This window comes from Winogradskyella psychrotolerans (genome assembly GCF_018860565.1).
In the GTDB taxonomy this organism is placed as follows: domain Bacteria; phylum Bacteroidota; class Bacteroidia; order Flavobacteriales; family Flavobacteriaceae; genus Winogradskyella; species Winogradskyella damuponensis.
This window is the reverse complement of sequence record NZ_JAHKPS010000013.1, coordinates 75,382-88,318: the sequence shown is the minus strand read 5'-3', so window position 1 is coordinate 88,318 and position 12,937 is coordinate 75,382. Positions and strand designations below refer to the sequence as shown.

At 31.4% G+C, this 12,937-nt stretch carries 14 protein-coding genes and 1 tRNA gene; 5 read left to right on the top strand and 10 right to left on the bottom strand.

The annotated features are described in order from the left end of the window. Nucleotides 1-22: 22 nt before the first annotated feature. The 3 genes from KO504_RS04965 to KO504_RS04955 form a co-directional block, all read right to left on the bottom strand. On the bottom strand, nucleotides 23-679 hold the full coding sequence (locus KO504_RS04965) for a hypothetical protein (RefSeq protein WP_215925227.1): 657 nt from the start codon (nucleotides 677-679) through the stop codon (nucleotides 23-25). Beyond that, a complete protein-coding gene (locus tag KO504_RS04960; protein WP_215925226.1) occupies nucleotides 676-2,046 on the bottom strand; it encodes a tyrosine-type recombinase/integrase in 1,371 nt (456 codons plus the stop codon). Before KO504_RS04960 ends, KO504_RS04965 begins: the two co-directional genes overlap by 4 nt. A gap of 52 nt (nucleotides 2,047-2,098) precedes the next feature. Continuing rightward, nucleotides 2,099-2,172: transfer RNA gene (locus tag KO504_RS04955), tRNA-Met, on the bottom strand. 181 nt (nucleotides 2,173-2,353) lie between these two features. Here KO504_RS04955 and KO504_RS04950 point away from each other — a divergent pair. Both KO504_RS04950 and KO504_RS04945 read left to right on the top strand, forming a co-directional pair. Beyond that, nucleotides 2,354-2,746, top strand: a complete 393-nt coding sequence (locus tag KO504_RS04950; protein WP_215925225.1) for an START-like domain-containing protein — start codon at nucleotides 2,354-2,356, stop codon at nucleotides 2,744-2,746. Between the two features lie 66 nt (nucleotides 2,747-2,812). Next, nucleotides 2,813-3,667 carry an aminotransferase class IV gene (locus KO504_RS04945; RefSeq protein WP_215925224.1) on the top strand — a complete coding sequence of 285 codons (855 nt, stop codon included), beginning with the start codon at nucleotides 2,813-2,815 and terminating at the stop codon, nucleotides 3,665-3,667. Nucleotides 3,668-3,797: 130 nt separating this feature from the next. Here KO504_RS04945 and KO504_RS04940 read toward each other — a convergent pair whose 3' ends face one another. The 5 genes from KO504_RS04940 to KO504_RS04920 form a co-directional block, all read right to left on the bottom strand. Continuing rightward, nucleotides 3,798-4,352 (bottom strand): YqgE/AlgH family protein, encoded by a 555-nt coding sequence (locus KO504_RS04940; protein WP_215925223.1) that lies wholly within the window; start codon nucleotides 4,350-4,352, stop codon nucleotides 3,798-3,800. A gap of 185 nt (nucleotides 4,353-4,537) precedes the next feature. After that, on the bottom strand, nucleotides 4,538-4,810 hold the full coding sequence (locus tag KO504_RS04935; RefSeq protein ID WP_179006479.1) for an HU family DNA-binding protein: 273 nt from the start codon (nucleotides 4,808-4,810) through the stop codon (nucleotides 4,538-4,540). Nucleotides 4,811-5,007: 197 nt separating this feature from the next. Beyond that, nucleotides 5,008-5,967, bottom strand: a complete 960-nt coding sequence (fmt, locus tag KO504_RS04930) for a methionyl-tRNA formyltransferase (protein WP_215925222.1) — start codon at nucleotides 5,965-5,967, stop codon at nucleotides 5,008-5,010. Continuing rightward, complete coding sequence (locus tag KO504_RS04925) at nucleotides 5,964-7,859, bottom strand: RecQ family ATP-dependent DNA helicase (protein ID WP_215925221.1); 1,896 nt, start codon at nucleotides 7,857-7,859, stop codon at nucleotides 5,964-5,966. The genes fmt and KO504_RS04925 overlap by 4 nt, the downstream gene beginning before the upstream one ends. Beyond that, nucleotides 7,859-8,401 (bottom strand): AAA family ATPase, encoded by a 543-nt coding sequence (locus KO504_RS04920; RefSeq protein WP_215925220.1) that lies wholly within the window; start codon nucleotides 8,399-8,401, stop codon nucleotides 7,859-7,861. Before KO504_RS04920 ends, KO504_RS04925 begins: the two co-directional genes overlap by 1 nt. A 168-nt stretch (nucleotides 8,402-8,569) precedes the next feature. On the opposite strand from KO504_RS04920, the gene KO504_RS04915 reads away from it, so the two are divergent. From KO504_RS04915 to murA, 3 genes are all read left to right on the top strand, one after another. Next, nucleotides 8,570-8,863: a DUF493 family protein gene (locus KO504_RS04915; protein ID WP_215925219.1), complete on the top strand. Its 294-nt coding sequence runs from the start codon at nucleotides 8,570-8,572 to the stop codon at nucleotides 8,861-8,863. A gap of 92 nt (nucleotides 8,864-8,955) precedes the next feature. Continuing rightward, nucleotides 8,956-9,615 (top strand): DUF4290 domain-containing protein, encoded by a 660-nt coding sequence (locus KO504_RS04910; RefSeq protein WP_215925218.1) that lies wholly within the window; start codon nucleotides 8,956-8,958, stop codon nucleotides 9,613-9,615. A 5-nt stretch (nucleotides 9,616-9,620) separates the two neighbouring features. Beyond that, entirely contained in the window at nucleotides 9,621-10,937 is a 1,317-nt protein-coding gene (gene murA, locus KO504_RS04905) for a UDP-N-acetylglucosamine 1-carboxyvinyltransferase (RefSeq protein WP_215925217.1), read from the top strand. Nucleotides 10,938-11,014: 77 nt separating this feature from the next. On the opposite strand, the gene KO504_RS04900 is transcribed toward murA, so the two are convergent. Further along, nucleotides 11,015-11,374, bottom strand: coding sequence for a nuclear transport factor 2 family protein (locus tag KO504_RS04900; RefSeq protein WP_215925216.1), 360 nt, complete (start codon nucleotides 11,372-11,374; stop codon nucleotides 11,015-11,017). A 208-nt stretch (nucleotides 11,375-11,582) separates the two neighbouring features. Then, nucleotides 11,583-12,887, bottom strand: a complete 1,305-nt coding sequence (locus tag KO504_RS04895; protein ID WP_215925215.1) for a cryptochrome/photolyase family protein — start codon at nucleotides 12,885-12,887, stop codon at nucleotides 11,583-11,585. Nucleotides 12,888-12,937 lie beyond the last annotated feature (50 nt).

Genomic DNA, 12,937 nt, shown 5'->3' with positions numbered 1-12,937 from the left:
TTGTTGTACGTAAAATTACGATTTATTTCGGTTTTTTATTGTTTATTTTCAATAAATCTAATCCGAAAACGGTTTCTAGTAGGTAATTATCAATTTCATCGTCACTAGGTAAAACCCGTTTTTTTCTTCCTTTTTTAGGTTTTTCTGAAGTTTGAGACTTAGGGACATTTATATTGGATTTTACAAGTACTTCAGTTTGTAACGGTTTAAATATAACGTTAGCAAAGCGTTGTTTCAATTCTTGATGATGTTGTTTTAAATTGTCGTATTGCAATTGAAGGTAAGGTTGAATCTCCTTAAAATAATTTCTAGCTTCGGTTTTAGCATTTAATCTAATATAATCTGAGGCTTCTATCCAAGCTTCTAAATCATTGATGTATTCTTCAAAATGATATTTAAAGGCTTCAATATCATATTTAGCCTTAAATTCAATAAGTTTTAATGTATTCGATTTTAGTACTTTTTCTTTTTTTAGAAGTTCTATATGTTCAATTTTATTTTCAAAGAAAAGAGGATCTCCGTTAATATCAAGGAGCATTAATGAATTTGTGAGTTCTATTTTCTCCAGTATTTCTGCATGTTCCGTTTCTAAACCTTCTAACATTTCTTGTGAAATATAAAAGATAATAGGACGCAATATTTGAGTACTTAATTCTAATATGTCGTTAGTTTGGCTCATAATAAATCAGAATAGTCATCAGGTAATTTAGCATCAATGCCTCTTAAATATTTTTCTAAAGCACTCATGGTAGTATGGCCTGTTATTTCCATTAACTTACTTTTAGCAGCAAAAGGAGATGAGTCTTTAAGTAATGCATGGTATAGTATAGATATAAATGTATGTCTAAAGCTGTAAAGCGTTTGGTCTTTATCTAATTTAAAGTGATCTTTTACAACAGTTTTATAGCGCTTAGAAAAATAATTTGTTTTGTTGGTTTCATTAGTATTCCATTCCCCTCCAATTTTTATAGGTGTAAATAAATAAAATTCTGGGTCTAATTTAGACAAGTCAGGTAGTTCTTGAATTATTTTTTTTGGAATAAGCTTCTTTTTAAGAGGCTTGTTCTTAGCTTTAAACTGTAAGGTCTGGTCTTCAATATTTATATCTTTAATTTTTAGACGACAGACTTCAACGGGTCTTAAAAAATTATAACTGATAAATTTAATATAGAGTAGGAGCAGTGGATCTTCATTTTTTAAATACTCGAAAATCTTTTTATGTTCTTCTGTACTATAGGATTTATTACGTTTAGGAATACTACGTAAAGCGTTTATTTTCTTAATGGGATTATATGTGATAATCTCATTATCCTCTAAGACTTGAAATAAACTACTTAAATTGAGTCTATAATTATTTCTGTTTCTTGGACTCGTTTTACTTAGAATATGATTTAAGAACTTCTGCGCTACTTTTTTATCAAACTGATCTATGGTTTTAATTGTAGGGCAATTTGTATTTACCCATTTCACTAAGGCATTTGTAGTATATTCATAATCTTTAAGTGATCTATTGCTAATTTGATTCTTTTTTAGATTTAAACTAAAATCAAAAGCTTCGCGTAAAGACATACTAGCCTCTTTAGGTTCTTCTTTTTCTATTGTAGGCGTTGAGGTTGCTAAAGTTTCTTTCTTATTTATTTTTGAAGGAAATGCTATAGGCTGTGCATATTCTTTCTTAATTGCTGGTTGAGGTGTTATTGTGCTTTCTCTTTTTTTTAGTTGCGCTTTGTAAAGCGCTGTATTATCTATATATGGATTGTAACCATTTTGCAAAAGCCTTAATAGTCTTTTGCGATAAAGCGATAATAAAGCTAAACGATCTTCTTTATTTGTAAAGGCATTTGCTGTGCCGTAAATGTTTATTTGACGTTTTAACTTGTTAGTCTTAGGATCTCTGAAAGAAAAATAAACATACCAACGCTTATTTAAATCGCCATTAGCTGTATAAATTTTAGGGATAGAAAAATTTTTTTTGTGTGCCAAAACGTGTTCCAAATCGTGTTCTAAATCGTGTTCAAAGGTAATAAATTCATTAATTGTATGCATAAAAAAACGGTTTAGAGTGAACTAAACCGTTTATTTGCAACCTATTAAGATGTAGCGAGAAGGAGATTTGAACTCCTGACCTCTGGGTTATGAATCCAACGCTCTAACCAACTGAGCTACCTCGCCATAATTCGCAATCCACATATAATAGTTTAAAAAGGTGATTTAAACATGTGCGATATTGCGGCTGCAAATATAAAAACAAATTCCACTACAGCAAACAATAAAAACTAAAAAAAATAATTTTAGTTTAATCTTTAGAACTCACCTATAAAATGTATATATTGAGCACATAATACAATGTAATATGGACGATAAAGAAAAATACGAAATGGAGTTTGTGATTCAGGCATCACCAGCACTTATATATACTTACATATCAACACCTTCTGGTTTGTCGGAATGGTTTGCAGATAATGTAAACTCTCGTGGAGAACTATATACTTTTATTTGGGATGGCTCAGAAGAACAAGCTAAATTATTAAGTAAAAAAAGTGGAGAACGTGTTAAATTTAGGTGGATAAGTGACGACGAAGATGGAGCTGCATACTATTTTGAAATTCGTATTCAAGTAGATGAAATTACAAAAGATGTCTCTTTAATGATTACAGATTTTGCAGAAGAAGACGAAATTGACGAAGGAAAGATGCTTTGGGAGAACCAAATTTCTAGCCTTAAACAAGTTTTAGGTTCGGCATAAGTAAAACAACATATTCTATTATATATTTGTCTCGATTTAATTTTAAAACTAAATCGAGATTTTTTTATGATAAATTTTAACGGTAAACTGCTTTCTCAATTAGATTCTAAACTTAGAGTAGATAATAGAGGGTACAAGTATGGAGATGCACTTTTTGAAACATTAAAAGTCATTAATGGCAAAATCTTCTTTTGGGAGGATCATTATTTTAGACTCATGTCTTCAATGCGAATTCTTAGAATGGATATCCCTATGAATTTTACAATGGAGTTTCTAGAAGCCGAAATTTTAAAAACGATTGAAGCTAATAATTTATCTGAGGCGTCTGCACGTGTGAGATTAAATGTAGATAGAGGTGAAGGCGGAAAATATTTACCATCAAATGAATCAAAAGTGCAATTTAATATTAGTTTAGAACCACACGATAACCCTTTTTATACTATTGATGTTAATGCCAACTATACTGTAGATTTATATAAAGATTATTTTGTAGCACCAGGATTATTATCTGGATTAAAATCTAATAATAAAGCTATTCAGGTTATTGGTAGTATTTATGCAAAAGAAAATGATTTTGATAATTGTTTGGTTTTAAACACGAACAAAAGTGTTATTGAAGCATTAAATGGCAACTTATTCTTAGTTAAAGATGGTAAAATTAAAACCCCTCCTTTAGAGGAAGGTTGTCTTAAGGGAGTTATGAGAAAGCAGATACTAGAACTATTAGCAAAGGATGTTAATGTGATTGTAGAAGAGGCTTCTATTAGTCCGTTTGAACTTCAAAAAGCAGATGAATTGTTTATTACTAATGTTATTAAAGGGATTGTTCCAATTACGAAGTATCGTAAAAAAGAGTATGGCAGTACTTTTGCTCAGGGCTTAGTTGCTAAGCTTAATGCTAAGCTGCGTTTACTATCTTAAAATTGCGGGCATTAGTATTTTGCACTAGTGAAGTATTTTTTTTGATCGAGGTATGATGCATAAGGAGCTTAGCCTCAATAAGAAAAACGTTCTTGAAAATCTATTTCAACTTCAAGTTCAGCTTTAATCTCTAATTATAACTAGGATTTTCTGGGGCATTAGACCAAATACTATAGTCGCCACCGAGTTCTAACATTTTATCGCGCCAAAAAGAATTACAAGGCTTAGATATAATTTCTTTATTGTAGATGTTTTCAGATACTAACCAAGCGTTAGATTCTAATTCGTTATCTAATTGCTGCTCATCCCAACCAGAATATCCTAAAAAGAAGCGAATATCGTCAGTTGAAATTTTCCCTTTATTTATTAAGTTGAGTACCACACTAAAATCTCCACCCCAAAATATACCATTGGATATTTCGATACTATTTGGAATAAGCTCTGGTGATTTATGAATAAAATAGAGGTTATCTTGCTCTACTGGTCCGCCATTATATACCGGAAATTCAGATTCTGTTCCTTCAATAAGGTCTCTAAGGTTATAATCTAGAGGTTTATTTAAAATAAACCCAACTGAACCTAAATCGTTATGATCTGCTAAAAGAATCACGGCACGATTAAATGAAATATCTCCGATAATAGATGGCTCAGCAATTAGTAAATTGCCTTTTTCGGGTTTGTTCATTTTTAGTTTTCAGTTTTAAATATTATTAAATCTATGTTTTTTTTGTTAAAAAAACAACTTAATAGTAATATAAATGTGTAGTAGTATATAATAAGATGTTCATTTTTGGGGTTGAAATTTTTTAAAAATTGGATAAAAAAAAACCTGCTCAATGAGCAGGTTCTGTATTTTAAACAAACAAAATCTTAGTTTACAGCATTACTTAAGTCAGAACCTGCCTTAAATTTTACTACATTTTTTGCTTTAATTTTGATAGTTTTTCCAGTTTGTGGGTTTCTTCCGTCTCTTGCAGCTCTTCTAGAAACTGACCAAGAACCAAATCCTACTAAAGATACTCTATTACCTTTTTGTAAAGATCCTTCGATATCAACTAATAAAGAGTCTAATGCTTTTTTTGCAGCTGCTTTTGTAATTCCAGCATTCTCTGCCATTCCGTTGATTAAATCTGTTTTGTTCATAAAATATTAAATTTAAATTGTTAAAAATTCGGTTTTAAAATTATTGTTCTTAAAATCCTTAGACAAAATTATTAGGAAAATTCAGCTACGCAAGTAATAGCAAGGGAAATACGGGTTTTTGTTAATAACTTAGGGCATTTGTTAATAAAGCGAGTGTATTTCATCGGATTTTTTGTAAAACCAATGATAATAAGGGTTTACAGCAGTTTTGCGGATTCAGAAAAATTAAACCCATTTAAAAGTGATTTTACATCCATCTTTCGCTTTCCAGGAAGTTGAATTTCTAAAATATTTAGGTAACCTCCTTGACATGCGACTTTTAGTTCATCTTTACTAGCTATTAATTGTCCTGCTTCAAGGTTGTGTGTTTCTTCTATTTTTTCGACACCATAAATTTTTACAGATAAAGGTTTTTTATCATCATTTTCTAAATAACACCAAGCTGTTGGAAAAGGGTTTAAGCCTCTTATTTTATTATATATAGTGTTAATTGGTTGTGACCAATCAATTTTGCAATTATCACGATTAAGTTTATATGCTGTTTTTAAGTCTTCCTTTTGGGGTTGAATGGTTGTGTTTACGGCATCTGCTTCTATCTGTTTAACGGTTTTAATAACTAGCTCGCTACCAATAGCCATTAACTCATCATGCAAATCGCCTACAGTTGTTTTATGGCCTATATGTGTTGCTTCACTTAAAATCACAGCTCCTGTATCAATTTTTTCATCTATAAAAAATGTGGTTACGCCTGTTTTTGTTTCTCCATTAATAATGGCCCAATGTATTGGTGCTGCACCTCTATATTGAGGTAATAAGGAGGCGTGAAGGTTAAATGTTCCGTATTCTGGTATCTGCCAAACTACTTTTGGAAGCATTCTAAAGGCTACAATAATTTGCAGATTGGCATTTAGAGACTTTAATTCTTCTAAAAAAGATTCTGCTTTTAAATTTGTAGGCTGTAAGACATTCAAATGATGTTCTATAGCAAATTGTTTTACCGCAGATGCTCTTAGTTTTTGGCCTCGTCCTGCAGGTTTGTCTGGTGCAGTAATGACACCAACAACATTATAGTTATGGTCAATTAAGGCTTTTAATGTGGCTACCGCAAAATCTGGAGTACCCATAAAAACAATTCGTAAGTCACGTGTTTTCGTCATACAAGTGTGTAAGTATTAGCTGGTGTTAGTTTAATTTTATTTAGTTCAATAAGTTCTGAAAGACTTTGTAATAATATTTTTTCAGAACATTTAATATGTTGTAATAACTGTCTTGAAGATAAGGTTTTTGTTTCTAAGGCTTTTGTAATTTGAAGCGAAACCGTTTCAATTGAAGTTTTTTCTATGGGCGTTGTTTTGGCTAAACAAACCGAACACTTACCACAAACGTTGTTAGTTTCTTCTCCAAAATAGCGTAAGAGTTGTTGACTTCTACAAACGGAATCATTCTTAATATAATTTAAAACAGACTCAATCTGTTGGTGTTTTAACGTATGTTGCTGTTCTATAGTTCTTGCAATTGGGTTAATGGTTATATCATCTTCACGAGGTTGTAAGAAGGTAATTTCAGAATCTGTATTTGTCATCTGTAAACTAATGACCTCGTCTTTTTCTAACCTTTGTAATTGGGCTATAACTTGTTTTTCTGACAGATTTGCTTTTTTAACGATTAAACTGAGATTTACTTTTGTTTCATAATCAAAAATACCTCCATAAGTTCTTAAAAGTACCTTAACCAAAATATTTAAATCTAGATGTGTTTCTAAATATTTAAATAAAACAGCATTTGTGGTTATAAATTGAATTTTTGTTCTAAAATTAAATAGCTGGGTTAGTGTAATAATAGCATTTCTGTCTAACAGCAATAAAGCATTGTAAGTAATATTGGCGTTTAACTTATATTGATTACAAAAAGACTTAAAATCGAATTGATGTAATGTGTTTTCTCCTTCTCCGTAAGAAATCTGAAAATAATTACATAACTTATTATACACTGTTTTTACAAAAGCAACAGAAGGTAAGGTGCTTAAAAACTGATTACGAAGACGGTCTTCATCTATATGTTGTTTTAAAATAATAGCATAAGATAATGTGCCATCTCTTCCTGCTCTTCCTGCTTCTTGATAGTAACTCTCTAAACTTTCTGGTAAATTAAAATGAATAACGGTTTTTACATTAGCTTTATCAATTCCCATTCCAAAAGCAGTGGTAGCAACCATAATCTGTTTTTGACCATTAGCCCATTCGTATAAGCGTTCTTGCTTTTCTTTATTTGTTATACCACCATGGTAAAACGTTGAAGAAAACCCCTTGGCATTAAGAAAATTATGAATATCAGTTGTTGCTCTTCGGGTTCTAACATAGATGATAGAAGATCCATGATGCTTTTTTAATAAATGTTCGAGTTGAAATAATTTATCATCAGTATGAATGACATTATAGGCAATGTTTGGTCTTGCAAATGAGGCTTTATATATTTTAGGGCTTATAAAATCGAGATTTTTAATAATATCATTTACAACATTATGTTTTGCAGTAGCTGTTAACGCTATACAATTAACATGTGGATGCATTTGTCGTAATATTGAAATGTTTTTGTAAGCAGGTCTAAAATCATTTCCCCATTGACTAATACAATGTGCTTCGTCTACAGCAATTAAGTTCACTTTCATTTGCTGAATGCGATCTTGTACTAAAGTTTGTTGCAAACGTTCTGGAGAGAGGTATAAAAACTTGTAATTGCCGTAAATACAGTTGTCTAGTTGTGTGTCTAAATCTTTGTAAGACATACCAGAAGCTAAAGCAATGGCTTTGATGCCTTTAGCCTTTAAGGTGTTTACTTGATCTTTCATCAAGGCTATTAAAGGAGAAATAACAATACAGATGCCATCTTGCATTAGAGCAGGAATTTGAAAACAAATCGATTTTCCTCCTCCGGTTGGTAATAGCGCAAAGGTATCTTCACGGTTTAAAACCGAAGTAATAATGTCTTCTTGATACGGTCTAAAAGACGTATGATGCCAATACCGCTCTAAAACTTCTATAGGATGCATTACTGCAAATTTAAGGACTCTATAATAAAATTAGCCCTAGTTTTAACATTTCCAAAAGGAACATCAATTAATTGATAACCAAATCGCTTATATGTGTCTAATAAATGATGATGAATTTCTATGGCTTCTTCAAAATTTTCATAACGTTCACTATCGCTAGTAAAAATTTCTTGCCAAGGAGCTAAAATAAAAATGGCATCGTAAGTATAAGTTTCACATGCTTTTACAAAATGCTCAGGATAAGTATCTCCAATATAATCCATATAAGCCAAAACATCGGGAATGCCTCTGTCTAAAAAAACAATAGGATTAGATTCTTTAGTCGCATCTTTAAATTGTTGCGTTCTGCCTTCTAAAAGTTTTTCGCTAAAAAGTAAAGGCTCTGTAAGAAATAACTGTTCTATACCATCTTTTCTTGCTTGTAAAGTGATTTGCCTAGATATTTCATCATAACATAAAAAACCGCGTTTTTTTAACTCATTAATAATGGTGGTTTTTCCTGTGCCAGGACCACCTGCGATGACAATTTTTTTTGGACTCAAATTGGTATTTTTTTGAAATAAAACAGAGGATAAAAGTAAGGTATTAAAAATAGAATATAAAAATCTGTTATGTATTTTGATTTTTTTAAGTTGAAAATTGTATCGAGGATAGATTTAATCTTTAGTTTTTAAGTTTTAAACGTATCTTTACATCTGAAAAATGTCATTATGGATAATTCTAAAAAAACAGACGCGTTTTACGAAAAATTAAAATCACAACTTTACGATACAACCCTTTGGCCTTCGGAATACTTATACAAATTTATTATACTATCTGATGGTTCAGGAGTTAATCATATTGAAGCCCTTTTTGATAATTTAGGAGCTGTTATTACGACTACAGAATCAAAGAATGGAAAATACACTAGTGTATCTATAAATGTAAGAATGAAAAATCCCGAAGCAGTTATTGCTAAATATAAGGAAGTCGCCGAAAATGTTGAAGGAGTAATTTCCTTATAAAATTACTATTAAGCTTCGTATTTTTTTGTACTTTGCAACAAAACCTAAAACGACTACAGGTTTACAAACTATACACTACACATTTTACAATTTTGATTGACGATTTAGAATACAACACAGAGCGCGAGCATTTAATTATACCTGAATATGGACGTCATCTACAAAAGATGATTAATTATGCTAAGTCTCGCGAAACAAAAGAAGAACGTAATAAAATAGCCAAAGCAATTATAGCTGTAATGGGAAATCTACAGCCACATTTAAGAGATGTGCCAGATTTTCAGCATAAATTATGGGATCAATTGTTTATTATGGCCGATTTTGATATTGATGTAGATTCTCCTTATGGCGAACCTTCAAAAGAGGAAATACAAGCAAGACCAGAGCCTTTAAAATACCCGCAAAATCATCCTAAATACCGTTTTTATGGTAATAATATAAAAACGATGATTGATGTTGCAGTGGGATGGGAAGAAGGAGATTTAAAAGAAGCTTTAAAGTTTACAATTGCAAATCACATGAAAAAGTGTTTCCTTAACTGGAATAAAGATACCGTTGAAGATGCTGTAATTTTTAATCATTTGTATGAGCTTTCTAATGGAAAATTAGATCTAAAAAATAATGAAGAAGATTTAAGTGATTCTTCTAGTTTGATGCGTACCAAGTCTAAATATGGAGGTAAAAACAATTCAAACAAAAAGAATAATCATTCAAATAAGAAAAAATATTCTAATAACAGAAAACGTTACTAAAACGTATGAGTACATTTAAAATTGAAGGCGGTCATCAATTAAAGGGGAAAATTCAGCCTCAAGGTGCAAAAAACGAAGCTTTACAAATCTTATGTGCAGTACTTTTAACTGCCGAAGAAATTAAGATAGATAATATTCCGGATATTATTGACGTAAATAAACTTATTGCTTTATTAAAAAAGCTAGGGGTTAAAATCAATAAATTAGGAAAAGGGTCTTATACCTTTAAAGCAGACGACGTAAATCTAAAATATTTAGAATCTGCAGAGTTTAAAGAAGACGGAAAAGGATTACGAGGTTCTATTATGATTGTAGGGCCATTATTAGCACGTTTTGGAAAAGGATATATACCAAAACCAGGAGGTGATAAAATTGGTCGTCGTCGTTTAGATACCCATTTTGAAGGCTTTATCAACCTTGGAGCAAAGTTTCGCTATAATAAGGAAGATTTGTTTTATGGAGTAGAAGCAGAAAAACTGAAAGGGACATACATGCTTTTAGACGAAGCTTCTGTAACTGGTACTGCTAATATTGTTATGGCTGCTGTTTTAGCAGAAGGAACAACAACGATTTATAATGCCGCTTGCGAACCGTATTTACAGCAGCTATGTAAAATGTTGAATCGCATGGGGGCTAAAATCTCTGGTGTTGGTTCTAATCTGTTAATTATTGAAGGTGTTGATTCATTAGGCGGAACAACGCATAGGATGTTGCCAGATATGATTGAAATTGGTAGTTGGATTGGTTTGGCTGCAATGACAAAAAGCGAATTAACCATTACAAATGTAAGTTGGGATGACTTAGGTCTAATACCAAATGTATTTAGAAAAATAGGTATTACTGTAGAACGCCAAGGTGACGATATTCATATTCCTGCACATACAGAAGGTTACGAAGTACAAAGTTATATTGATGGCTCTATTTTAACCATTTCAGATGCTCCTTGGCCAGGATTTACACCAGATTTGTTAAGTATTATTTTAACGGTTTTAACACAGGCAAGAGGAAGTGCAATTGTACATCAAAAAATGTTTGAAAGCCGCTTGTTTTTTGTTGATAAATTGATAGATATGGGAGCAAAAATTATTCTTTGCGATCCACATAGAGCAACTGTAATTGGTCACGATTTTAAATCGACATTAAAGGCAACAACCATGACGTCTCCAGATATTAGAGCAGGAGTTTCTTTATTAATTGCAGCATTATCTGCAAAAGGAACATCTATAATTCATAATATTGAGCAGATCGATAGAGGTTATGAAAATATTGATGAGCGTTTAAGAGCTATTGGAGCAAAAATTGAACGTGTAGACGGTAATTAATCCTTTTTAATTAAAGTATATAAAAAAGCTTCAAGTATATCTTGAAGCTTTTTTAGATTTAGGATATAAATACTATTTTACATGGTATAAAAATATTGCTCACTTGTAATTTTGCCATCTTTTACTTCATATACGCAAACTTCCTCCATTTTTTGCCTTCCGCCTTCTTTAAATGTACAGTCAAAGTCCATTTTTGCTGTAAAAAAATTACCAGCTACAAGAGGGTTACTAATACTGCTGGCGTGAATATTTTCAACACTATCAATCCATTCTTTACTTTTGTTCCAAACATTTTGCTTTCCGGTTACAACTTCACCAGGCATACCAGGCATTTCTTTGCTCACTACATTTTCAGCATAAAGCTCGTTAATGCATTCTAAGTTTTTGCCTTTCTCACACATTTCTTTCCATTTTTTTGCAACTCCCCAAGTATTCATAATGTTCTTGTTTTTGAATTAGTGCTTTAAAGTTAACAAAAAGTTTGAAGTAATATCTTATTTTTTAGCCATTAAAATAAAAAGCTCTGAAGACTAGTCAGAGCTTTTAAAATTGTTTGTTGAAATGGTTATTTCGGTTTAAGACCTTAGTAGTCTTATAATTAGTAACGCATTTTATATTGTTTTATTGTTTGAAGGAATTAAAATTTTAATTTAAAGCAGATTTATATGTTTCTAAGCAGCGTTCTCTTGCAATTTTATGCTCTACTATAGGCGCTGGATATGTTAATTCCTGAAAATCAGGAACCCACTTTTTTATATAGTCTAAATTTTTATCAAATTTTTGAATTTGCGTTGTTGGATTAAAGATTCTAAAATAAGGGGCTGCATCTACACCGCAACCAGCAACCCATTGCCAATTACCAACATTACTTGCCATTTCATAGTCGTGTAGCTTTTCTGCAAAGTAAGCTTCTCCCAATCTCCAGTCTATTAATAAATGTTTACATAAAAAACTACCAACTAGCATTCGTACTCTATTGTGCATAAAACCAGTTTCATTTAATTGGCGCATACCTGCATCTACTAAAGGATATCCTGTTTTGCCTTCGCACCATTTTTTAAACTCGTCTTCATTGTTTCTCCAATCTATGCGATCGTATTTTGGTTTAAAGGCCTTGTCTATAGTATGTGGAAAATGCCAAAGAATCTGCATAAAAAATTCGCGCCAAATTAACTCTTGCCAAAAGATTTCATTCTGTTCTGCAATTGCTTTTTTTATTGTTTTTCGGATGCTAACAGTTCCGAATCTTAAATGTGGTCCTAAATGTGAAGTCGCATCTTTTGATGGAAAATTTCTAGAGGCTTCATAATTTTGGATTAAAGTAGGAGTGAGAACATAAGGTAAAATCTTTTGGTTAGATTTTTCAAACCCAATATCTGATAGACTAAGATTAGGCAACCTACTATGTGTAATTAAATTCTCTAAATGTGAATTGGTATCGTAAATTTTTAAGTCAATAGTCTGAAACTTTTTTTTCCAAGTCCGCATATAAGGTGTGTAGACCAAATAAGGATTTCCGTCTTTTTTTACAACTTCATTTTTTTCAAAAATAACCTGATCTTTATAGGTGTTAAGTTTAATTGAGTTGGTTTCTAATAAAGACTTGATTTTATGATCACGTTCTGTTGCATAAGGTTCGTAATCATGATTGGTATAAACCGTTTCAATGTCATAGTCTTTAATTAACTGTTTAAATATTGTTTCAGGTTTACCTTTAAAAATGGCAATACTACTATCGTGTTCATCTTGTAATATTTGTCGCATCGATTGAAGCGTTTGATGAATAAATGCCACGCGAGCATCGTTTTTGGTTAATTTGTCTAATATTTCAGAATCAAATATAAAAATGGGAAGTACCTGATGTTCGCCTCTTAAAGCTTCATAAAATCCAAGATTGTCATCTAATCTTAGATCTCTTCTAAACCAAAAAATATTTGTTTTTTTACTCATTTAAAATGCCGATTTAATTTTTAATTGAAGGCTGTAAAAGTTTTTTTGTG